Raw genomic sequence first — 21,566 nt, 5'->3', positions numbered from 1 at the left:
GGTAGCGGCCACCCGGTGGCGGTCACCGGTCCGACTCCTCCTCCGGCTTCCGCTCGGAGTGGCCGAGCGCGCGGTCGGGGGCGATCCGGTCGCGGATGAGCCGCTTGAGCTCGGCCGCGTCGGTGAAGGCCGCGTCGGTCTTGCGCGACCACACGCTCTCCCCGTCCAGCCGCACCTCGAACACGCCGCCGGTCCCGGGGACGAGCGCGACCTCGCCCAGGTCCCCCTCGAACGTCGTCAGCAGTTCCTGTGCCATCCAGGTCGCCCTGGGAAGCCACCGGCACTGTGTGCAGTACTCGATCTCCAGCCGCGGCCGCTTGTCCACCATGCGTCCCAGGATGCCACGCCGGGCGCCCCGGGCCCACGGCCGCCCCGGGACCGACACGTGCTCCTCCCGGCCTCTGGTAGACCGGTCCCATGAGCGTCGTATCGTTGCAGGAGTTGCTGGACAGGTTCGCCGAGGCGCGGGACTGGGGTCCCTTCCACACGCCCAAGAACCTGGCGATGGCCCTGGCGGGAGAGGCCGGTGAACTGGTCGCCGAGTTCCAGTGGCTGACCGCGGAGGAGTCCGAGGCGGTCATGGCCGACCCGGACAAGGCGGCGGCGGTGCGCCAGGAGATGGCGGACGTGTTCTGCTACCTGCTGCGCCTGGCCGACGTGCTCGGGGTCGACCTGGACGCGGCCGTCCGGGAGAAGGTCGCGATCAACGAGCACCGCTTCCCGGTCCCGCGCGCCTGATGCGTCGGGCCGCGACGCGCCGGGGACCGCGAGGAGGGCGGCACGCGGTCGCGGCGTGCCGCCCGCACCGGGTCCGGGCCGGTTCGGGGCCTTGTGTGAGGGCGCGGCCCTTCCCCCGGGCCGGTCCGTCACCCGTAGACGGCCACCACGGTGAGCAAGGTCGTGGCGTTCCACAGCGAGTGGGCGACCACGGTCGCCGTGAGACGGCGTGTCAGCAGGAAGAGGGCGGTGTAGACCAGGCTGGCGAGGACGATGGCGGCGACGTCGGGGGCCGAGGTGGGCAGGTGCAGGGCCGCGAACAGCAGGACGGACACCGCCGCCGCCCCGTACAGGGCCGCCCGCCGGTGGACGAAGGCCTTGGGCAGCGCGCCCATGAGGAAGCCGCGGAAGTAGAGCTCCTCGGCCAGGCCGCCACCGACCACGCCGAGGACGAGTGTCGCGGCCAGGGCCGCGACGCCCGCGGAGGCGTTGGTGAGGACCTCCTGGACCTCCGGGTTGTGGGCGCCCCCGGCCATCGGGATCAGCACGCCGAACTCGATGAGCAGACGCGGAGGCACGGTCGCGGCACCCAGGAGCGCGTCCCGGAACCAGTGCCGCGAGGTGAGGCCGACATCGGCGGGGGACAGGGACCTCCGTCGCAGCCACCAGGCGACGAGTGCGCCCGCCGAGGCGAGTTCGACGAGGGCCACCGCGACCAGGGCCAGGGGCGGTGGCGACCCCTGGACCAGCAGTCCGAGGGTCAGCGGCGGAAGCACGAAGCAGACGATCGCGCCGACGAGGAAGAGCGCTGACGCGCGGACGGGGGCGGGGGGTGGTGTCGGGTCGGTCAAGGGAGTCTCCGGGGCTCAGGGGTGGGCGACTGGCGTTTTTATCGACAATCGATAAACTAAGGCAAGAGCTTATCGATTGTCGATAGGTCGTACGTCTGAGTGTGGGGAGACCAAGTGAGTGCCGTACGTCAACGCGCGTCCGAGTGGGTGGCTCTCGTGGCGATCGTCCTGGGAGTGGGCCTGGCCCTCTTCGCCGCCGTCGGAACCCTGGCGGCGGACAACCTCGTCGTGCCCGTCGAGGTCCCGGCCGCCGCGGTGCCTCCGCCCTCCGGTGACGGATTCGAGTTCACCGGGGCGGTCACGGCCGAGCTGACGGTCACCGCCCCGACCGTCGTCGAACGCGTGTGGGCGATGGCGCCGTCGCTCATCGTCGCCGCGCAGATCGTGTTCGTCGCAACGCTGCTGCTGCGTGTCGTGCGGTCACTGCGGACCGGCGAGCCCTTCAGCGCCGTGAACGCGCGCCGCATCGGCGTGTGCGCCGCCGTCACCCTGGTCGGCGGCGTCCTTGCGGCCGCACTGCGGGCGGTCGGCTCCCACATGATCGTGGGCGGCGCCGTCCCGTCCCTTGTCGGCGGCTTCGCGCTGGAACCGGTCGTCGAGCTTCCGGTCGCCTCGCTCCTCCTCGGCCTCGGCCTCGCCTCGGCGGCGGCGTTCCTGCGCGCCGGCGCGCTCCTGCGCGAGGAGGTCGAGGGCCTGGTGTAGCCCGCTCCCTCCGCCCCCGTCACGGCGCGAACCTCCCGCGCCGGTCCTCCCGGAACCCGATCCGGCGGCTTCGACCTGGGGCGGCGCGGGCCCCGGGAGCCGTTTCGGGTGGCCCGCGGCGCGAGCGCCCTCGCCGACGCGCTCACCCCTGGGCACGGCCTGCACACCCTCTACCTGGGCTGCAACCGGATCGACGCGGACGGGGCCACCGCGCTCGCCGACCTGGCGGCCCTGCGCGACACCGCCTGGCCGGTCCCGGAGGGGATCGACGCCTTCCTCGACCCGCCCCGGCTGTCCGGTGCGCTCACGCGGGGCTGACCGGTGGCAACGACCGGCCGAGCCGCCGACCTGGACCGCGCCAAGCTGCTCGCCTCCCGGTACCGCGCCGCCAGCGCCCGGCCCCCGTGCCCGAACTCGCGGGGCGTGGATCCACGAGGTGTCCCACCTGCTGCGCGACCACCACGGACGCGCCGACCGGTTCCGGGCCGTCCGCTGGGCCGACCCGCTGCGCGCCAACATCGCCCATGACTGCGAGATCAACGACGACCTGGTCGCCGACGGCCTCGACCTGCCCTCCGGGGCGGTCCTGCCCAGCACCCTCGACCTGCCCGAGGGGCTGCTGTTCGAGGAGTGCCTGCCGCGCCTGCCCGAGACAGGCCACCGCCTCGACCGCGGGTCCGGAGTCCACGGGCACCCCTCCGGCTGGGAGGACGGCACCGCGGCGGGCGGTGTCACAGGGGTGGAGGCCGACGCGCTCCGGCGCGCCCCCGCCGAGGCCATGCGCGCCCACCAGCGCTCTCGGGGCACCCTGCCCGGCGGCTGACGGCGCCGCCCGGCGTCCGTCGTCGGGGCCGCTGGGGGGCGGGACCCGCCGGTGCCTCGGGCGGTCCGCGCCGGTGCGGCCCCGGGCCTTGCGCGCCTACGTGCCGCGCAGGATCTGGTCGACGCGTGCGGGGGTCACCCCGAGCAGCTCACCGACCTGGCGCAGCGTCCGCCCCTCCCGCAGTTCCGCGGTGGCGTCGGCGCGGACGGCCTTGGCCCGGGTCTGCGCGTCCTTGAGCGCGTCGATGAGGGCGGCGGCGGTCTTGGTGCGCTCGACGGGGTCGGGGATGTCGCGGAGGCGGTCGATGAGATGGGTGAGTTCGGTGGTGTCCATGCCCCGAACTCTAGGGAGCCCGGACGGCCGTCGAGGTGTTCTCCGGTGGCCTGTTGTGGCCAGCCGTCCGATTCGCCCTGCCGGGACGCGGGCCGCCCGTGCTCGGTACCTCGTCGTCGGATGCGCCGCCTCCGTCGGGCTCCGCGGTCTCACCTGCCCACGGTCGGTGCGGGCGGTTCCTCCACGGGGGACTCCTCGTGCTCGCCGCCGTCGTCCCACTCGCAGTAGGGACACCACGGGCGCAGCCGCATGTGCTGGTCTCCCGTCCAGACGAACGCGAGCGTCAGCACGAGCTGGACGGTGATGGCGACGGCCTGGGGGAGGGGCCAGGTGCCCGCGATCACGATGACGAGGATGAGCGGCCATCGCCACAGCGTGTCGCACATCCAGTGCCAGGCCAGGAAGAGGCGCTCGTACCGTTCGGCGAGTCGGCCGGCGTCCAGTGGCACCTTGGCGGCGCACCGCTCGCACAGCTGACCCCGGTGCAGGACCCCGTCGAGGACGACCCCGGCGGTGGTGACCACGGCCAAGGCGACCAGTGCCCACATCCACTCCCCCGGGGGGAGCCAGACGGCTGTCCCCGCCACGACCGTGAACACGTAGAAGAGGTGGGGGGCGTAGTGCAGGAGTCTCGTCACGAGGGTCCTCTGGGGGTGGGGTGCGGAGGTGAGGGCTGCGCCCGTGGGCTCCGAGCGGACGATACCGCCTCCTGTCGGGCTCCCGCCGAGGCGGTCCGGTCGACCGGTGGCCGCCCTCCGTCCGGCGCTCGGGGGCCGTCCCCTCAAGGGGAGGTTCCACCGGCGTCGCCCTCCTCCGACGGCATCCGGTGATCACGCGTCAGGCCCGGGGCGCGTGTTTGAATGGGGGGATGTCGCAGCGCAGCCCCCGCACCCAGCCGTCCCGCCTCCGCGCCACCGACCCCTGCCCCTGCGGTCGGGAGGCCGCCTACCAGGACTGCTGCGGGCGCCTGCACACCGGGACCGCCTCCGCCGCCACCGCCGAGGACCTGATGCGTTCACGCTACAGCGCCTTCGCGGTCGGCGACGAGGCCTACCTCCTGCGCAGCTGGCACCCCGACACCCGGCCGGACCGCCTCGACCTCGATCCCCGCACCCGCTGGGTCGGTCTGGAGATCCTCGGCGCCACCGGCGGAACCCCCTTCCACACCGAGGGCACGGTCGAGTTCCGCGCGGTGTACCGCGAGCGCGGCCGGGAGGGCGAGCTGCGCGAGCACAGCCGCTTCACGCGCCACGAGGGGGCCTGGGTCTACCTCGACGCCCTGCCGAACTGACCGCCTACCCCCTGTCCCCGGCCTGACCAGGAGACCTCACCCAGGGTGCCCCGGCGCGGGCCCAAGGCGATAATCGGGCGCCTGAACTGCGAACTCCCTCGCTCTGAGCGTCAGGGCGGATGCGGGGAGTTCCACAATGAAGTATAAGGGGTCTTATATCTTCCCGTCGCCACGGAACGGACACGGAGAATGGACCTCCGCACCCCCGGTCTGCTCGAACAGGATGACCTCATCCAGGCCATCGGTCGGGCCCTCGTCACGGCCATCCCCGAGGGATGGCACCAGCTCACCTACCGCGCGCGCATGGTCGGCCCCCTGATCGACGACGTCCTCGCCGTCCAGGGCGCGGACGGGCGGATCCGTTCCGAGCCGGTCCCGGCGGGTGTGGAGGGACCGGTGACCGGCCTCAAGAGCGCGTGCTACCTGGAGGGCAAGGGCACCTGGCTCACCATGGCGCTGTCCGTCCACCGCTCGGGACGGCTCAGCGTCGACTTCGACCACGACGACGACCCCGGGCTGGATCACCCGCACGGCGCCCACGCCTACGCCCAGGAACTCGCCCGCTACCCCCGCACCGAGGAGTACCTCCCCGACTGGCTCCGCGACCGGCTCGACGAGGCCCGGAGGACGGCTCCGAGCCGTACACCGGCCGACCCCGGAACCGACCACTCCGCCGCCCCGGCCTTCGGCCCCGCCGTCCACGACCCCGTCGCGGACGCCCTCCAGGCCGAGTGGATCGCCTGGTACGCGGACGACTTCGCCCGGACCTCCGCCGACCGGCTCACCCGGATCACGCGCCAGGAGGCCGAGTCGGAGCACCACCGGCTCCGCGTCCGCCTCCACCCGGTCGCCGCGTTCCCCGAGGGCGCCGCGGGCCGGTTCCTGACCCGCGAGGTCGTCCCGGGCCTGCGGCAGACGGTCGTCGTCGACGGCGAGGAAGGTCCGCGGCCCCTGTCCCGCGAGGCCCATCAGGACACGGGCCGCCCCGACGGCCAGATCTTCGCCGAGGCCGTCGCCACCTCGCTCGCCGAACCCGTGGAGATCAGCGCGCACGAGATCGACGGCGCCCGGTTCGTGTTCATCGGCGGCAGGCACCCCTACGTCGCGGCGCACGTCCACGACCTCGGCCGCCACCTGGGCGAGGCACCCCACGGCGCACTGGTGGCCTTCCCCGCCCCCGAGGTGGTGATCGCGCACGAACTGGGGCGGGGAAACCCCGTCGCGGCCATGGAGAACCTCCAGGAGATCGCCCGGCACCTCATCGCCGACGCTGGCGAGCCGATCAGCTCCCAGCTCTACTGGTGGCATCCCTCCTCGAGCACCCGCCCACCGGGCGCCCCCGCCGACCTGCGCAAGGTCGGGGTGGAGATCGACCACGAGACCGGGGCGGTCGCGCTGTACGCCTCCGACGAGGAGTTCGGCCCCCTCGTGTCCTCACTCATGTGAGGGACGGCCTGGCCGCTTCCGGCCAGGAGGGGTCCCGGGCACGGTCGGTGGCGTCGGAGCTCCAGAAGGACGGACCGTGTGACGGAAGGGGCATTCATGGAGGAGACGCTCGGGCTCGCCATCCTGGGTTTCGGACTGATCGTCGCCGCGGCCGCGGCGCACCACGTCCAGAACGCCTCCGCGAAGGGCGCTCTGGAGCGCAACGTCCTGATCGGCCTGCGGACACGGGCCACTCTCGCCTCGGATCGCGCCTGGCACGAGGGGCACCGGGCGGCGGGGCCCTGGCTCACGGCCGCGGTGCGCGCCGGATACGCCACCGGACTGGTGACGATCGTGGCCTGCCTGGCGGCGATCGCGGTCGACTCCGCCTTGCCGCTCGCCTGGGCCGTGGGCGCCGCGGGTTACACCGCCCTGGTGGCGCTGCTGATCACCGGCACGGTCAAGGCCCACACGGTGGCCAAGGCGGTCTCTGAGGAGGCGGCACGGTAGGCGCGGCCCCGGCCGGGGCCGCGACGGCGCCCGCACGGTGTGGTCGGGCGACCCGCCCGAGGCCGGTCCCAGCGTCGTGTCCGGGCTGCTCGACCCTGGTGAGGCCGACACCTGGCCCGCCGTGGACCGTGTCCTGCGCCACCCGACCCGACTCGCCGGACATCCTGGAACCCCGGCTCCACCCCGCCGAGATCCGCGACTCCGAGGCCGTTCTCGGCCCGCTGGGCGAGCCGCTGGAGGAGAGGGGGACCGAGCCCGCGGGCGGCTGAGCGCGGCGGGGAGCCGAACACCGCCGTGTCGGTGGTGTGTGGTTGGCTCATCCCATGGGTGTGCAGATCGAGCGGTTCGCGCGGTTGGTGAAGGCGCTGCCGGAATGCGAACAGCGAACATCGGAGCAGTACACGACGTTCCGTGTGCGCGGTAAGCCGTTCGGCTACCTGTGGCCGCGCACCGCCACGGTGGGGTTGAAGCAGACCCTGCTGGAGCAGGCCGCGCTCGTGGCCGAGCGGCCCGAGGTGTTCGAGGTGCAGTTCACCGCGGGCGGGTTCGGCTGGGTGGTCGTCCACCTGGACGGGATCGACCTGGACGAGCTCAGCGAGCTCACCCTGGAAGCCTGGTACCTGACGGCGCCCGACGAACTCCTCGTCGCCCCGCCGACACCCGCGTCCCTCGTCGAGGCCTGAACGGCGGCACGAACGCCCCTCCGCCCGACGACCGGAGCCGGGGCGGACTGCCCCGGGCGGGGACACGGCCGGGTGAGCGCGTCCCCAGCCCCGGGCGGCTTCCGCCCCCAGCCGGGAGGGGACGTCACCCGTCCAGGAAGCGGTATCCGAACTGGGCCAGGCGCGTGCGCGCCCGGTCCAGCTCCTCGGCGGTGAACAGCGCCTCGAACTCCGGCCGCAGCACCAGCGCCTCCACGGTCAGGTCCAGGCGCCCGCGCTCCCACAGGTTGGCGAACCCGTCCGAGACCGCCGGGGCGTTCAGCAGCTTGCGCGCGGTCCCCAGCGGCCCCAGCTCCGACAGCATCCCCAGGAAGAACGTGGCCGTGTAGTCGGCCTCGGACCTGGCCCGCTCGTAGATCGACAGCATCGCCGCGCCGAAGTCGGCGGTCGGCGGCGCGGAGACCGCTTCGGCCGCCTCGTCCTCGGCCTCCCCGGGCTCCTCTGCCGTGCTCCCGGCCGCGTCCTGCCCCAGCCGGTTGACGAACCCGAGCAGCGAGTCCACCGACGTGAACACCTCATACCCCAGCTCCTGGAGCCGGGGCAGGTCGGCCTGCTCGGGGTCCAGTTCCAGGACCACCGGCTTGCCCCTCCCGTGCTGGAGTCCGTTCGGCCAGAACCCCTCCGCCTCGGCCAGCACCACGCCCCGCTCGGGGTCGCTGATGGTCGTGTCCAGCTCCGGTTCGGCGAAGCCCAACCGCAACAGTTCGTCCGCCATCTCCCGGATCTGCACCGAACGCGCGTCGTCGGGCTCCGACGCCAGGACGGTGACCGGGCGCAGCGGCTCCTCGGCCGGGGCCTCGACCCCGGTGGCCAGTTCGCTCAGGAACGACTGCGCCGCCTCCGCCAGGAGCCTGCGCCGCTCGGCCAGGAAGTGCAGGTAGTTCTCGACCTTCCACAGCTCCGGGTCGGTCGGGATCCACTGCGAGGCCAGGACCCCCGGGTGGCGCTCCTCCACCTCGGGGAAGTACTCCTCGGGGCGCCGGTCGGAGATCTCCAGGTTGGTCTGCTGGGTCAGGAAGCAGAAGTTGGCGATCGCGTTGACGTGCCCGCGGTCGTAGGCGTCGCGCAGGACTCGTTTGGGGAAGACGTGGTGCACCTGGAGCGAGGAGAGCTTGCCGAGCAGCTCCGCCCTCAGCTCCAGCCCGCTGCCGAAGTCCCGCGCACCCTTGACCCGGGTGAGCATGTACAGCAGGGGGTAGAACCGCGACCCCCGTGTGGACCCCTCGAAGTCGTGCGGCCGCACCTCCAGGCTGCCGCCCCGGGACCGTTCCAGGGCGGTGATGAGACCGTCCACGCCGGACTGCTGCAGGACGTCGTAGTCCGTCTGCAGGGTGGACTCCGTGGAACCCGCGTAGCGGCCCCACAGGGCGCTGTGGACATACCAGAACAGCACCTTGTCACGGTGGGCCGCGTCGTCGAACTGTCCGCCGTTGAGCTCCAGCAGCCGGGAGACGACGGGGAAGGAGTACCTGCTCATCAGCACCCGGTCATGGTCCAGACCCAGCCGCCCCGACAGCGCGTCCAGGAAGGTCCCCACGTGGTCGACCGACCCCTTGAGCGCCTTCTGGAACCCCTCGGCGTCCACCCGGTCCAGGGCGGTGAACAGGGCGCGGCCGGTGGCCACGGCGGTGGCGTTGCGCAGCAGCCAGTCCAACGTGAAGGAGAAACCCGCCTCCTCCCACGAGGCCAGGCTCTCGCGCATGGTGCTCCGGGCGTCGGGCCACTGCGCACACAGCTTGGCCAGCGCCAGGTCACCCTTGGACAGCTTGGTGCCGCCGGAGTTGACCCGGTTGAAGATGTCGACGACCTGGTCGACGGTCTTGTCGGCGCCGGTGATCTTCTCCTGGTAGAAGTCCTTGTCCGCGATCTGGCTCAGCCGGTTGAGCCGGGTCAGGTAGACGTTGGCCGCCTCGGGGTCGTCGGCGAACCGGGTCAGGTAGGGGACCGGTCCCTGGGCGAACAGCTCGGTGACGTCCACCCACAGCGGATCGCCGTTCATCAGGTTGGGCCGGTAGAACTCGAAGGTCTCCTTCTCCACGTTGAAGTGCAGCCCCGTGAACGCTTGAGGGTCGCCCTCGAAGAACGCGGGCGCCCTGCCCCGGATCACGCCGTAGAGCGAGGTCACCCGCTGCTGGCCGTCCAGCAGAAGCAGGTGCGTTCCGCTGCCCATCAGTCCGCCGCGCACCGCCGTGTCCTCCGTGGAGGTCTCCCACAGCAGCAGGCCGCCCACCGGGTGACCCAGGTACATCGAGCGCATCAGGCCCCGGACCTGGTCGCGGTTCCACACGTAGCCGCGCTGGAACTCGGGCAGCAGGATCGTGCCGGAGTCGATCTGGTCCAGGAGGGTGGAGAGTTTCGCCATCGGGGTCCTTACTCATCAGGTTGTACGGGGGAACGGGGGACGCGAACGAACGGGGCCTCGCGGCCGGTCAGGAGGGCAGGACCGCCTCCAGGAAGGGACTGGGCTCCCGGTGCCAGCTCACGCTGAGCCGCTCCCTGGCCCGGGTGCAGGCCACGAACAGCAGACTGCGCTCGCGCAGCAGGTCACGCGCGTGCGCGCCGGGGTCCTCGTCCTCGGGGGTGAGGCTGCGGGGCGCGGGCAGCTGGCCGCCCCCGGCGCCCACCACCGCCAGGCAGCGGAACTCCAGGCCCTTCATCCGGTGCATCGTGCCCACGGACACGGCGTCGCCGACCGACCCGTCGGCCAGGGACCAGGCGGGCAGCCCCGCCTCCTCCAGCGCGAGCACGGCCTGGTCCACGACCCGGTTGGACCGGGCGGCCACGCCGATCTCGGCGGGCAGCACCCCGGCCTCCACCCAGGCCCGCACGGTCGCCACCAGCCGGGCGAGTTCCTTCTCCCAGGTCGCCCACCCCCTGAGCACCGGCTCCTCCCCGCGCATCTCGGACCTGCACCCGGCCACCGAGTCCAGTCCGCCGTCCATGTCGTCGACGGACTGGCCGTGCATCAGGCCCAGGCTCCAGCCGAGGATCTGCGCGGTGGTGCGGTAGTTGATCCGCAGCTTCGACGACCGGCCGCGGATGTTGATCCCCACCTCGGCCAGGCTCACCTGAGGACCGTAGATCCGCTGGTGGGTGTCCCCGGCGACGAACAGGTCGTCGCGCCCCTCGGCGACCGCCGCGCGCAGCAGCCGCCACTGCCCGGGGTGCAGGTCCTGGGCCTCGTCCACCACCACGTGGTCGAAGGGCCGCGCCTCGCGCGCCGCCAGCAGACGGGCGGCCTCCTCCGCGACGGTCTCGTGGGTCCACAGACCGGCCTCGGCCAACAGCTCCCGGAAGACCGTGACCGCCTGCCACACCCGCGCCTTGTGCGCCGCGCCCAGACCGCGACCGCGCCCGGTCCGCTTGGCTGCCAGGTACTCCTCCGCCGAGACCACCCTGCGCGCCAGCACCACCTGGCGCCACTCCTCGGACAGGAATGCGGGGGACAGGTCCAGACCCAGATCGGCGACGACCCGCTCCCACAACCGGCGTTCCCGCTGGGGGCTGAGCAGCTCCGGCTGGCCGTGCTCCTCACGGAACACCCGGTGCGCGAACCGGTCCACGTGCTCCACCCTGATTCGGCCGAGCACCTCCTCGGCGTCACCCCGACCGTCGGTCTCGGCCAGCAGGCCCACACTGGCCCGGAGCTCCTCGGCCAGGGTGGAGGTGAACGTGGTGAGCAGGACCCGGCGACCGGCCCGCGCCAACCGGTGGGCGCGGTGGATCGCCACCACGGTCTTGCCGGTCCCCGGGCCGCCGCTGACCCGGGCCGGTCCCCGGTGGCTGGCCTCCACCACCGCGCGCTGGACCGGGTGCAGGTAGATCCGCCACAGGTCGAAGGGGTGTGCCAGCGCGGCCATCAGCTCATCGGGACCCTCGACCAGCAGCACCCGGTCAGAACTGCGCCGCACCGCCGCGTCCAGGTCGTCGGGGTCCACCGATCCCTCGACGATGGTCGCTCCCAGCTCGTCCCACACCTGCTCGGGGCTCAGCCCCGCCGCCAGCCCGTAGAGCACCTCCCACTGCACCGGTGGCAGTAGCCCCTTGGCGGCCTCCAACTGGAAGGGGTCGGTCAGGGTCCGCGCGAACGTCAGGGTCTGCTCGTCCACGCCCAACCGGTGCAGGTCCGCGTCGCCCACGTGCTCGAACAGGAGCGTCGGCGCGCTCGCGGCCATCCGCTTCATGTGCGGCATGCTCGCGTCGAGGGCGGCCACGTCACGGATCTCGATCCCGCCCGTGGCCGTGTTCACCGACGCCCGGCGCCGTCTGGCCCAGTCGTAGGCGTCGTCGTGCGGGAGCACCCTGAGCAGCGTGTAGCTGTCACCGCTGGCCGGGGCCAGCACCACCCCGCGCCAGAACTGGTCGATGCGTATGGTGCGGAACCGGTCGTCGCGGGCGCCGGTGATCTTCTCCAGGTGCAGGCCGGTGTGCGTGGCCCGCTCGAACTTGGCGAAGACCTCGCTGACCCGGTTCTGCACGGGCTTGTCGAGCTTGGCGAACTCCTGGAGGAAGTCCTTGTCGATGGCGAGCTGGGGCACGGCGGGTTCCTAGCGTGGGGGTCTGCGCTGACGACGTACACGTGGACGTCACGGACGCGGCTGGAGTGGGCCCGGGTCCCACAATCGCGTCCCAACCTATCCAGAGTCGTGTCAGCGCGCACGGTGACCGTGAATCACAGGTGTTCCGGAAGGGTGGCTGGGGCAGGGACACAGCCATCTCCGGGGGGAGGAGGTGGGGTCACAGCGTCTGTCGGTTCCCAGCGTATTTCGATGCTGAAAACTATGTCAACAGCATCCGTGTCGCGTGCTTGTATGCGACAGCGTGTCGCACCCTCCTGGGCCGACTCAGCCGAAGACCCTGGCGAGCGCGGCACCGTACATGCGGTGCGGACTCGGGAGCAGGGGAGGGTGCAGGATGCCCGGGATCGGCTCCAGGCTCGTGGCGTGCTCGATCAGTCGGCGGTACACCTCGTTGGCATCGGCGGGGCGATCCGCGGGCCGTTTGGCGAGGAGTTCCTCCACCAGTCCCGCCAAAGGTGCGGGAACGTCCGCCCGCAGGGACTCGACCCTGGTGGGGGAGTCACTGACCTGCTTACTGGCCAGCGCGAACGACGTGGAGGCGGTGAACACCCGCTGCCCCGTCAGCATCTCGTAGAGGGTGCACCCCAACGCGTACAGGTCGCTCAACGGGGTGGTGCGCCCCTCCAGCAGCTGCTCCGGGGCCATGTAGGCGGGTGTCCCGGGGGTGTGGCCGGTCCGGGTGATCTGGGACATGTCGGTGCGGTCCAGCGCCACCGCCAACCCGAAGTCCAGCACCTTCACCGTGCCGTCCGGCTCCAGGACCAGGTTGCCCGGCTTCAGGTCACGGTGCACGAGCGAGGCACGGTGGGCGGCGCTCAGCACCGAGCACACCTGCGCGGCGACGCACGCGGCCCACCCCACGGACAGCCGCTCCTGCTCGGCGATCAGATCGGCCAGGCTCACACCGTGGACGCGCTCCATCACGAGGTAGGGCCGCCCGTCCTTCGTGCCGCAGTCGTGGACGGCGGGAACCCCGGGATGCCGAAGCCGTGCGGTGATCCGTGACTCCCGGGAGAACCGGCGGACCATGTCCTCGTCCTGGCTGTCGTCGGGGAACCGGAGGAACTTGACCGCCACCTCCCGGTCCAACCGGGTGTCGTGGCCTGGCCACACCTCGCCCATGCCACCGCGCCCCAACGGTGCCGGGCCCAGCGCGTAACGGTCGTTCAACATCCGCGAGCCCTCGCCCAGCGGTCCGGTCATGTCGTCGAACTTTCCCCATCGGCCAGCTTTTCGCCCGACGCTACCGCACCCCGCTCCCACCGCCCTCAACGTCAAGGAGTGGTGCCCGAGCACACAGCGGAGAAGAACCAGAGGGCGTTGTCGTGACCACGGGGCCGGTGCTACGCCCGGGACGAGTCTTCGGACTGCGGACCGGTTCCGGGACCGGCCGATTCCGACGGTAGTAGGGCGCCGCTGGTCAGGCCCTCCCTGGCCAGGTCGGTCGCCCGGCCTGCGAGCGTGGCCAGCTCCCGCGCGGCCTGCTCGAACTCCTCCAGGGCGCGGAACGCCCGGCCGTAGGCACGTTGCTGGTCGGCGTCCTTGTGCGGGACCGACGCCGACCGCGCGTCGGTGCGGAAGGTGCCGCTGGCCGTGGTGGAACGGCGGGTGTTGGCAGTACTGCGCAGGAATCCGTTGAGGAAGTCGGCGTCCAACCGCTCACTGGACGACTCCAGTCGGCCCTCGGCGACTCGGACCAACCCCGCGTCGACCAGGTCCGCCACCCGCACCTGGGAGCCGCCCAGATCACCGGGGCCCTCCGCCAGGGAGGGCAGGGCGTGGCCCAGCGTCTCCAGGACACGGATGAGCTGCTCCCGGGTCCCCGCGTACTCGGTGAGGAGGTCGCCTCCGTGGGCGCTCGCGTGTCGGGAGGGGGTGAGGTCCACGACGTCGTCGAGCAGCTCCACGAGCGGAACGTCCGCGCGTGGGTGATCGTCGGCGTTCAGCGGTCCGTCCGGGTCGGCCGCGGTCAGGTCGCTCATCCGGACCCGCTGCACCGTCGGGATCTGTTCGCTCGGGCGTCTCAGCAGCCACAGATGCACCGGTTGCGCGTGCGAGACGGCCATCCCGGCGGGCAACGCGACGACCTCGGTGAGCAGGCCGCGCCGCACGAGTTCGGCGCGGATGCGTCGGCCGGTGCGGCGGTGGGCGGCCGCGGTCGGCATGACCACCACGGTCTGGCCACCGGCCGCGGTGTGGGCGTAGGCGTGCTGGAGCCAGGCCAGCTCACTCTCGGCCCGCGGCGGCAGTCCCAGCTCCCAACGGGGGTCGATCAGCAGGTCCTCGCGTCCCCAGTCCGGTGTGGCCGCGGGTGGCGCGCACACCACGAGTTCGGCCCGGTGGTCAGGCCACTGGTCGTCACGGAGGGAGTCGCCGACGCGCACCTCCACGTCGGGAACGCCGTTCAACTCGGCTCGGAACCGGGTGAACCTGGCCGCCTCCGGAAGCACGTCCTGGCCGGTGCGCCGGGCCCCGTCCGCGCCGACGCCCAACAGCAGGGAGCCGATGCCGCAGGCGGGATCGAAGACCGTGGCCGCCTCCGGGTTCGCGAAGCGGGTGATCGCCCGGACCAGGCGCGGAGTGGTCGTGGTGTCGGCGTCCGATCGTTGGGAGGACTGGGTGAGGCGTTCGGCCAGAGCGCCGACCGTCCGGGCGGGTGAGGTCTCCTCGGCCAGCCCCAGGCACGCCCGCGCCGCGTCGTCCGGGAGGTCGGGGAGAGGGGAGCCGGGTGATCCGCTGAGGAGTGCGGCGACATCGGCCAGCCCGCGCAACATGCTGTCCGGATAGGCGTCGCGCAGGATGTGCCAGAGCCGCACCTCCGGTGACTCCTGTCCGCCCTTGTCCTGGCGGTCGAGCCAGGCCCGCACCTCCGACAGGGAGAACCGCGGGCTGGCCCCCGCGCCCTCGGCGGGAGCGGGGAAGTCCGCGTGGCGCCGCCGCCAGTTCGACACGGCCGCTCGGGTCACCCCGGCCAGGCGCGCGATGTCGGCGGCGGTGACGAGGCGTTCGTCGGAGGTCGATGCGGGGACGTCCATGCCAGAACCGTACACGCGCGGCCCGGACGCGAACAATCCTCACTCGTTGGCGTCGTTAACGGTGTCACGAACGGGTGGCGTCGGTATGAGGCCGGATCACCGCCGCTGGCCTGTGATTTCGGGACCAAGGCCTCTGGACTCCCCGGCTGTGGCAGGTGAAGGGTGGGCGGACGGATGCATTGCCAGATACGGACAGTCCGTGTATGTTGGCGTCGTTAACGCATAAGATTTGAGTCCCACTCTCCATTCTGTGAGCATTGGGCGGATGCCTTCGATGCCTGACACCATGGGGCTCGCGTGGGGAGTGCGCCGACGGGCGCGGCGGAGCGTGAGGGAAGAGCGATGGAACGGCAGTACGTGGCGGACCGCTTCCGCCTTGACGGCATCATCGACCGCGGCAACATGGGCGAGGTCCACCGCGCCGAGGACACCGAGGCCCCGGAGGGCGCGCCCACACGCCAGGTCGCGGTCAAGCTGATCCTGCGCCGCCGCTCCGGAGCGCCCGTCGATCCCCAGAGCAAGGCGGTCAAGCGCTTCAGGCGCGAGGTCGACATCATGCGCCGCTTCGACCACCCCCGCATCCCCCGGGTCGTGGCCGGCGGGGTGGACACCACCGACGGCGACCACCTGCCCTACCTGGCCATGGAGCTCCTGGACGGCAACACCCTGCGCGACCTCGGCGACGAGGTGCACCAACTGCCCGTCTCCTGGGTGGCCGCCATCGGCGCCCAGATCGCCGACGCCCTCTACGCCGCGCACGCCGAGGGCGTCATCCACCGCGACCTCAAGCCCGCCAACGTGATGCTCACCCGCGGCGGCCTGGTCAAGGTCCTCGACTTCGGTATGGGCCTGATCGTCGACGACCCCGACCTCACCAAGCTCACCAGTACCGACACCACCGTCGGCACCGCCCGCTACATGGCCCCCGAACAGTTCGAGGGCGCCAAGGTCACCCGCGCCGCCGACCTGTACGCCCTGGGGTGCGTGCTCTACGAGCTCCTCACCGGGGCCCCGCCCTTCGACGGCGTCACCAACTTCGACCTGGGCTACAAGCACAACAACCACGAGGTCCCGCCCCTGGGCCTGCTGCGCGGCGACATCCCCGCCGACCTCAACCGCCTCATCGAGCACCTGCTCAAGAAGAGGCCCAAGGACCGGCCCGTCAACGCCGCCGAGGTCCGCCAGTCCCTGATGGCCCTGGTCACCGACGAGGGCGAGGTCTCCGGCTGGGCCGACTTCGACCCCCGCGGGAACCTCCCCGTGGTGGCCCCGGCCGCGCTGCTGCCCGACACCGCCGGGCAGCGCCCCCACGGCGCCCCCCTCGGCGTCATGGACGTCTTCTCCCTGCACGACCAGCTCATCAGGGAGTACCGCGCCTTCACCGAGGGCGGCGTCGTCATCCGCGACGAAGCGATCGCCGACTTCCTCCGTGACGACCTGGACGACAAGTCCCAGTGGCCCGACCCGTGGCTGTCCCTCAACCCCTTCTTCGACTCCGGCGGCACGGTCACCGAACTGATCAGCGAGGGACTGCTGCACGCCGAGACCGCGCACATCTTCCAGAAGGGCAAGAAGGAGGGCAGCACCGTCTGCGACGGCAAGCCCCTCACCCTCCACCGCCACCAGCGCGAGGCCGTCGAGGCGGCCCGCTCCGGCGAGTCGTACGTGCTGACCACCGGTACCGGCTCCGGCAAGTCACTGTCCTACATCGTGCCGATCGTCGACCGCGTCCTGCGCGAGCGCGACCGCGAGAAGGCCGAGGGACGCACCGGCAGGCGCGTGCGGGCCATCATCGTCTACCCGATGAACGCCCTGGCCAACAGCCAGGTCAAGGAGCTGGAGAAGTTCCTGGTCGACGGGTACGGGGCGGGCCGCGAACCGGTCACCTTCGCCCGCTACACCGGTCAGGAGAGCGACGAGAAGCGCCAGGAGATCCGCAACAACCCGCCGGACATCCTGCTCACCAACTACGTGATGCTGGAGCTGATGCTCACCCGCCCGGCCGAGCGCACAGCCCTGATCAAGATGGCCCGGGGCCTGGAATTCCTCGTCTTCGACGAACTCCACACCTACCGCGGCCGCCAGGGCGCCGACGTGGCCATGCTCATCCGCCGCGTCCGCCAGGCCTGCGAGGCCCCCGACGTGCAGTGCGTGGGCACCTCCGCGACCATGTCCTCCGAGGGCACCGCCGAGGACCAGCGCAACACCGTCGCCCAGGTCGCGACGAAGATCTTCGGCACCCGGGTGAGCCCGGACAACATCATCACCGAGACCCTGGTCCGCGCCACCGCCGACGGCCCGGTCACGGTTCCGGCCGAGCGCCTCACCGCCCAGGACGCGCCCCGCGCCTACAACGACCTCTACCGGGACCCCCTGGCCCGCTGGATCGAGTCCACCTTCGGCCTGGCCACCGATCCCGACGGCAGACTCGTCCGGCAAAAGCCCATCACCGTGGAGGCGGCCGCGGCCGACCTGGCCCGCGCCACCGGTGTCCCCGCCGACCAGTGTGTCCAGGCGATCCGCCGCACCCTGGAGGCCGGGGCCGAGGCCTTCCACCCCGGCAACGGACGCCCCCTGTTCGCCTTCCGCCTCCACCAGTTCCTGGCCAAGGGCGACACCGTCCACACCACCCTGGAACCCCCCGAGACCCGCTACCTGACCCGCGAGTACCAGTTGGAGCGCCCCGGCCACGACGGCCACGTCCTGCTCCCGCTGTCCTTCTGTCGCGACTGCGGCCAGGAGTACATGACCGTCTGGCGGGTGGACAAGCCCACCGGGACCGTCTACCAGGCGCGCCGCGACACCGTCGCGGGCTCCGACGGCGCCTCGGAGGGCTACCTCTTCGTCTCCTCCGACAACCCCTGGCCCGAAAGCCTGGAACAGGTCCTGGGCGACGGACACCTGCCCGAGTCCTGGGTGGAGCTGGACGAGCACCAGCAGCCCAACGTCCGCAAGAACCGCCGGGGCCAGGTCCCGGAACCGGTCACCGTCGACGTGTCCGGTACGGAGGGACAGGGCGAGCTCAGGGCCGCCTTCATCCCCGCGCCGTTCCGCTTCTGCCTGCACTGCGGGGTCAGCTACGAGAACAAGCGCGGCACCAACGACTTCGCCCAACTGGCCAGCCTGGGGCAGGAGGGCCGCTCCTCGGCCACCTCCCTGGTCTCGGGCACCGTCGTGCGCGCCCTGAAGTCGGTGCCCGCCGACGCCCTGCCCAAGGAGGCCCGCAAGCTCCTCACCTTCGTCGACAACCGCCAGGACGCCTCCCTCCAGGCCGGGCACTTCAACGACTTCGTCCAGGTCGTTGAGCTGCGCGGCGGCCTGTACCGGGCCCTGGTGGAGGCCGGGGAGGAGGGGCTCAGCCACGAGTCGCTGGCCTCCAGCGTCGGCCACGCCCTGAGCCTGGACCCGGCCGACTACACCAAGTCCGGCAACGTCGCCCCGCGCCTGGCCAAGCTGGCCGCCACCACCCTGCGCGACGTCATCGCCTTTCGCCTCTACCTGGACCTGGAGCGCGGCTGGCGGGTCACCATGCCCAACCTGGAGCAGACCGGGCTGCTGCGGGTGGACTACGCCGACCTGGACTGGGTGGCCGGCAACGAGGAGCTGTGGGCGGGGGCCGCCCCCGAGCTGCGCGCCGCCGAACCGCACACGCGCGAGCGCGTCCTGCGGGTGCTGATGGACGAGATGCGCCGCGCCCTGGCCATCGACACCCCCTACTTCCGCGACGAGGCCTTCGAGTCGTTGCAGACCGCCAGCGAGGCCCGTCTGGCCGACGCCTGGGTGCTGTCCAAGGGCGACCGGCCCCGGACCTCCATCGCCTACCCGCGCTCCTCCCGCGGCGGCGCCCGCCACGGCCTGTTCCTGTCCGGCCGCGGCAAGTTCGCCAAGTACCTGGCCCGCGCCCACGACGAGTTCTCCCGTCTCCACGCCGACGAGCTCCAGCGGGTCATCGCCGACCTCCTGCGGGCCCTCAGCGAGGCCGGGCTGGTCAACGAGGTCACCGAGGCGCCCCGCGGCCCCAGGTTCCACCGCCGCGACGACAAGGCCGAGACCGGCTACCAGGTGGACGCCGGCTGCCTCGTCTGGCAGGCCGGGGACGGGGTCCAGGGGGCCCAGGACCCGGTCACCCGCACCTACGCCAGCGGTGAGGGGCCCGCGGTCAACCGCTTCTTCCGCGACCTGTACCGGGGCACCGCCAGCTCCCTGACCGGACTGGTCGCCCGCGAGCACACCGCCCAGGTGGCGCCGCAGGAGCGGGAGGACCGCGAACGCCTCTTCAGCGACGCCGAGCTCAAGCTCCTGTACTGCTCGCCCACCATGGAGCTGGGGGTGGACATCAAGGAGCTCAACGCGGTGATGATGCGCAACGTCCCGCCCACCCCCGCCAACTACGCCCAGCGCAGCGGCCGCGCCGGGCGTGGCGGACAGCCCGCCCTGGTCATCACCTACTGCGCCACCGGCAACAGCCACGACCAGTACTACTTCCGCCGCTCCCACCTGATGGTCTCCGGGGTGGTGCAGGCGCCGCGACTGGACCTGACCAACGAGGACCTGGCCATCGCCCACCTCCAGGCGATCTGGCTGGCCGAGACCGACCTGCTGCTGGGCCGCGCCGTCCCCGAGGTCATCGACATCGCCTACGACGAGGAACAGCGCGTCCCGAACCCGGCCCTGCCCCTGCACGATCACGCACGCGAGGCCATTGCCGACGAGGCCGCACAGCGCCGGGCCATCGCCGCCGCCCGCCGGGTCTTCGACGACGTCATGCCCTCCCTGCGCGAGATGCCCTGGTGGGACGAGGACTGGCTGGAACGCATCATCCGCACCGCCCCCCAGCGCTTCGACGACGCCTTCGGCCGCTGGCGCGGGCTGTTCCGCGCCGCCCTGGTGGACCAGGCCGAGCAGAACCGCCGGGTGCTCGACCACAGCCTGAGCGAACGCGACCGGGCCCAGGCCACCAACCGCCGCCGTGAGGCCGAGACCCAGATCCTGCTGCTCAAGAACGAGAGCCAGGACAGCAAGTCGATGATGAGCGACTTCAACCCCTACCGCTACCTGGCCAGCCAGGGCTTCCTGCCCGGCTACTCCTTCCCGCGCCTGCCGCTGGCCGCCTACATCCCCACCCGCCGCACCCGCTTCGACGAGGGCGACTTCCTCCAGCGACCCCGCTTCGTGGCCGTCCGCGAGTTCGGCCCCGGCGCGCTCATCTACCACGAGGGCTCCCGCTACCAGGTCACCCGGGTCCAACTGCCGCCCGAGTCCAGCGGGGAGCTCTCCACCGGCAAGGCCGTGCGGTGCGGCCACTGCGGCTACCACCATCCCGTGGACCGCAACGCCGACCGCTGCGAGCTGTGCGACCACCCCCTGGGCGGGGCCACCACCGGCCTGCTGCACCTGCACACCGTCTACACCACCAAGCGGGAGAAGATCTCCTCCGACGAGGAGGAGCGCCGCCGCGCCGGGTTCCGCCTGATCACCTCCTACCGCTTCCAGGACCTGGGCGACCGCCTGGGCCGCCAGGACGCCGTCGTCAGCGACTCGGACGGTGCCGTCGCGCGCCTGCACTACGGAGACTCGGCGGACGTGCGCGTCACCAACCTGGGCCGGCTGCGCGCCAAGCCCGACGAGCCGGACGGCTTCTGGCTCGACCCGGTCACCGGCAAGTGGCTCAACGAGAAGGACGCCAGGAAGGCCGTCGGCGACCAGACGGAGCTGCCCCTGGTGGAGGAGGCCGGCGAGGAGCGCACCACCCGCAAGCGCGTCATCCCCTTCGTGGCCGACCGCCGCAACATCGCCGTGCTGCACCTGGACGAGGCGCTGCCCCCGGAGGCCGCGCTCAGCCTGATGTACGCCCTGGAGCGCGGCATCGAGGCCGCCTTCGAGCTGGAGGACGCCGAGCTCACCAGTGAGCTGCTGCCCCCGGACGAGGGTCCCCGCGACCGGATGCTCTTCACCGAGGCCGCCGAGGGCGGCGCCGGTGTGCTGCGCCAGCTCCAGTCCGTGCCGGGCAACCTCGCCAAGGCCGCCCACGAGGCCCTGACCATCTGCCACATCGACCCGGAGACCGGCGCCGACACCGACGGGGCGTGCACCCGCGGCTGCTACGACTGCCTGCTCACCTACGGCAACCAGATCCACCACCAGCTCATCGACCGGCGCCTGATCCGCCACCTGCTGCTGCGCCTGGCCGACTCCGAGACCCTGCCCACCGGACAGGGCGTCTCGCGCACCGACCAGATGGCCGCGCTCAGCTTCGGTTCCGAGACCGAGCTGGAGAAGCGCTTCGTCGCCTTCCTCAAGGAGCACGGCTACCGGATGCCCGACCAGGCCCAGGTCCTCATCGCCGACGCCGAGGCCCGCCCGGACTTCGTCTACCGGCTCCCCGGAGCCCAGGTGGCGGTGTTCGTGGACGGCCCCGTCCACGGCGACCCGCACGTGGCCCAGCGCGACGCCGAGGCCGAGGAACGGCTGGAGGACGCCGGATGGCAGGTCGTCCGGGTGCCCTACGACGCCGACTGGCGGGTGATCATGGAACGCCACGAGTCCTTCTTCGGCCCCGGATCCCGCCGCTGACCAG

18 protein-coding genes are annotated in these 21,566 nt (G+C 72.1%); 10 read left to right on the top strand and 8 right to left on the bottom strand.

Going from position 1 to position 21,566, the window contains the following annotated elements; translation table 11 throughout:
* Positions 1–22: 22 nt before the first annotated feature.
* Positions 23–328 carry a SelT/SelW/SelH family protein gene (locus tag KIK06_RS10055; RefSeq protein ID WP_268642953.1) on the bottom strand — a complete coding sequence of 102 codons (306 nt, stop codon included), beginning with the start codon at positions 326–328 and terminating at the stop codon, positions 23–25.
* Between the two features lie 89 nt (positions 329–417).
* On the opposite strand from KIK06_RS10055, the gene KIK06_RS10050 reads away from it, so the two are divergent.
* Entirely contained in the window at positions 418–738 is a 321-nt protein-coding gene (locus KIK06_RS10050) for a nucleotide pyrophosphohydrolase (RefSeq protein ID WP_026127824.1), read from the top strand.
* Positions 739–866: 128 nt separating this feature from the next.
* Here KIK06_RS10050 and KIK06_RS10045 read toward each other — a convergent pair whose 3' ends face one another.
* Positions 867–1,568 carry a CPBP family intramembrane glutamic endopeptidase gene (locus KIK06_RS10045; RefSeq protein WP_017599853.1) on the bottom strand — a complete coding sequence of 234 codons (702 nt, stop codon included), beginning with the start codon at positions 1,566–1,568 and terminating at the stop codon, positions 867–869.
* Between the two features lie 114 nt (positions 1,569–1,682).
* On the opposite strand from KIK06_RS10045, the gene KIK06_RS10040 reads away from it, so the two are divergent.
* The 3 genes from KIK06_RS10040 (at position 1,683) to KIK06_RS10030 (ending at position 3,093) form a co-directional block, all read left to right on the top strand.
* A complete protein-coding gene (locus KIK06_RS10040; RefSeq protein WP_017599854.1) occupies positions 1,683–2,270 on the top strand; it encodes a hypothetical protein in 588 nt (195 codons plus the stop codon).
* Between the two features lie 108 nt (positions 2,271–2,378).
* Complete coding sequence (locus KIK06_RS10035; RefSeq protein ID WP_017599855.1) at positions 2,379–2,588, top strand: hypothetical protein; 210 nt, start codon at positions 2,379–2,381, stop codon at positions 2,586–2,588.
* The gene (locus KIK06_RS10030; protein WP_268642952.1) at positions 2,569–3,093 is read left to right on the top strand and encodes a DUF2201 family putative metallopeptidase; all 525 of its coding nucleotides are present in this window, start codon (positions 2,569–2,571) and stop codon (positions 3,091–3,093) included. Before KIK06_RS10035 ends, KIK06_RS10030 begins: the two co-directional genes overlap by 20 nt.
* A gap of 96 nt (positions 3,094–3,189) precedes the next feature.
* Here KIK06_RS10030 and KIK06_RS10025 read toward each other — a convergent pair whose 3' ends face one another.
* Both KIK06_RS10025 and KIK06_RS10020 read right to left on the bottom strand, forming a co-directional pair.
* Positions 3,190–3,426: a hypothetical protein gene (locus KIK06_RS10025; protein WP_268642951.1), complete on the bottom strand. Its 237-nt coding sequence runs from the start codon at positions 3,424–3,426 to the stop codon at positions 3,190–3,192.
* A 149-nt stretch (positions 3,427–3,575) separates the two neighbouring features.
* On the bottom strand, positions 3,576–4,064 hold the full coding sequence (locus KIK06_RS10020) for a hypothetical protein (RefSeq protein WP_268642950.1): 489 nt from the start codon (positions 4,062–4,064) through the stop codon (positions 3,576–3,578).
* 230 nt (positions 4,065–4,294) lie between these two features.
* On the opposite strand from KIK06_RS10020, the gene KIK06_RS10015 reads away from it, so the two are divergent.
* The 5 genes from KIK06_RS10015 (at position 4,295) to KIK06_RS09995 (ending at position 7,335) form a co-directional block, all read left to right on the top strand.
* Entirely contained in the window at positions 4,295–4,717 is a 423-nt protein-coding gene (locus KIK06_RS10015; protein ID WP_268642949.1) for a YchJ family protein, read from the top strand.
* A gap of 189 nt (positions 4,718–4,906) precedes the next feature.
* The gene (locus KIK06_RS10010; protein WP_268642948.1) at positions 4,907–6,163 is read left to right on the top strand and encodes a hypothetical protein; all 1,257 of its coding nucleotides are present in this window, start codon (positions 4,907–4,909) and stop codon (positions 6,161–6,163) included.
* A gap of 78 nt (positions 6,164–6,241) precedes the next feature.
* On the top strand, positions 6,242–6,652 hold the full coding sequence (locus KIK06_RS10005; RefSeq protein WP_268642947.1) for an SdpI family protein: 411 nt from the start codon (positions 6,242–6,244) through the stop codon (positions 6,650–6,652).
* A gap of 98 nt (positions 6,653–6,750) precedes the next feature.
* Positions 6,751–6,921: a hypothetical protein gene (locus KIK06_RS10000; RefSeq protein ID WP_268642946.1), complete on the top strand. Its 171-nt coding sequence runs from the start codon at positions 6,751–6,753 to the stop codon at positions 6,919–6,921.
* 54 nt (positions 6,922–6,975) lie between these two features.
* A complete protein-coding gene (locus KIK06_RS09995; protein WP_268642945.1) occupies positions 6,976–7,335 on the top strand; it encodes an MmcQ/YjbR family DNA-binding protein in 360 nt (119 codons plus the stop codon).
* 124 nt (positions 7,336–7,459) lie between these two features.
* On the opposite strand, the gene KIK06_RS09990 is transcribed toward KIK06_RS09995, so the two are convergent.
* The 4 genes from KIK06_RS09990 to KIK06_RS09975 all read right to left on the bottom strand — a co-directional run bounded on the left by KIK06_RS09990 (position 7,460) and on the right by KIK06_RS09975 (position 14,989).
* A complete protein-coding gene (locus KIK06_RS09990; RefSeq protein WP_268642944.1) occupies positions 7,460–9,736 on the bottom strand; it encodes a DUF262 domain-containing protein in 2,277 nt (758 codons plus the stop codon).
* A 67-nt stretch (positions 9,737–9,803) separates the two neighbouring features.
* A complete protein-coding gene (locus KIK06_RS09985; RefSeq protein ID WP_268642943.1) occupies positions 9,804–11,912 on the bottom strand; it encodes a UvrD-helicase domain-containing protein in 2,109 nt (702 codons plus the stop codon).
* Positions 11,913–12,218: 306 nt separating this feature from the next.
* Positions 12,219–13,157: a serine/threonine-protein kinase gene (locus tag KIK06_RS09980; protein ID WP_268642942.1), complete on the bottom strand. Its 939-nt coding sequence runs from the start codon at positions 13,155–13,157 to the stop codon at positions 12,219–12,221.
* A gap of 140 nt (positions 13,158–13,297) precedes the next feature.
* On the bottom strand, positions 13,298–14,989 hold the full coding sequence (locus KIK06_RS09975) for an N-6 DNA methylase (RefSeq protein ID WP_268642941.1): 1,692 nt from the start codon (positions 14,987–14,989) through the stop codon (positions 13,298–13,300).
* Positions 14,990–15,331: 342 nt separating this feature from the next.
* Here KIK06_RS09975 and KIK06_RS09970 point away from each other — a divergent pair, with 342 nt between their 5' ends.
* The gene (locus KIK06_RS09970; RefSeq protein ID WP_268642940.1) at positions 15,332–21,562 is read left to right on the top strand and encodes a protein kinase domain-containing protein; all 6,231 of its coding nucleotides are present in this window, start codon (positions 15,332–15,334) and stop codon (positions 21,560–21,562) included.
* Positions 21,563–21,566 lie beyond the last annotated feature (4 nt).

It is taken from the genome of Nocardiopsis sp. EMB25, assembly GCF_026797795.1.
Classification (GTDB): domain Bacteria; phylum Actinomycetota; class Actinomycetes; order Streptosporangiales; family Streptosporangiaceae; genus Nocardiopsis; species Nocardiopsis lucentensis.
Note: the sequence above shows the minus strand (reverse complement) of the source record. Positions and strands in the feature narration are given on the sequence as shown.

Coding starts and splice junctions, on each gene's coding strand:
- KIK06_RS10055 (WP_268642953.1), bottom strand. CDS start 328: ATGGTGGACAAGCGGCCGCGGCTGGAGATCGAGTACTGCACACAGTGC.
- KIK06_RS10050 (WP_026127824.1), top strand. CDS start 418: ATGAGCGTCGTATCGTTGCAGGAGTTGCTGGACAGGTTCGCCGAGGCG.
- KIK06_RS10025 (WP_268642951.1), bottom strand. CDS start 3,426: ATGGACACCACCGAACTCACCCATCTCATCGACCGCCTCCGCGACATC.
- KIK06_RS10015 (WP_268642949.1), top strand. CDS start 4,295: ATGTCGCAGCGCAGCCCCCGCACCCAGCCGTCCCGCCTCCGCGCCACC.
- KIK06_RS10010 (WP_268642948.1), top strand. CDS start 4,907: ATGGACCTCCGCACCCCCGGTCTGCTCGAACAGGATGACCTCATCCAG.
- KIK06_RS09995 (WP_268642945.1), top strand. CDS start 6,976: ATGGGTGTGCAGATCGAGCGGTTCGCGCGGTTGGTGAAGGCGCTGCCG.
- KIK06_RS09990 (WP_268642944.1), bottom strand. CDS start 9,736: ATGGCGAAACTCTCCACCCTCCTGGACCAGATCGACTCCGGCACGATC.
- KIK06_RS09980 (WP_268642942.1), bottom strand. CDS start 13,157: ATGACCGGACCGCTGGGCGAGGGCTCGCGGATGTTGAACGACCGTTAC.
- KIK06_RS09975 (WP_268642941.1), bottom strand. CDS start 14,989: ATGGACGTCCCCGCATCGACCTCCGACGAACGCCTCGTCACCGCCGCC.
- KIK06_RS09970 (WP_268642940.1), top strand. CDS start 15,332: ATGGAACGGCAGTACGTGGCGGACCGCTTCCGCCTTGACGGCATCATC.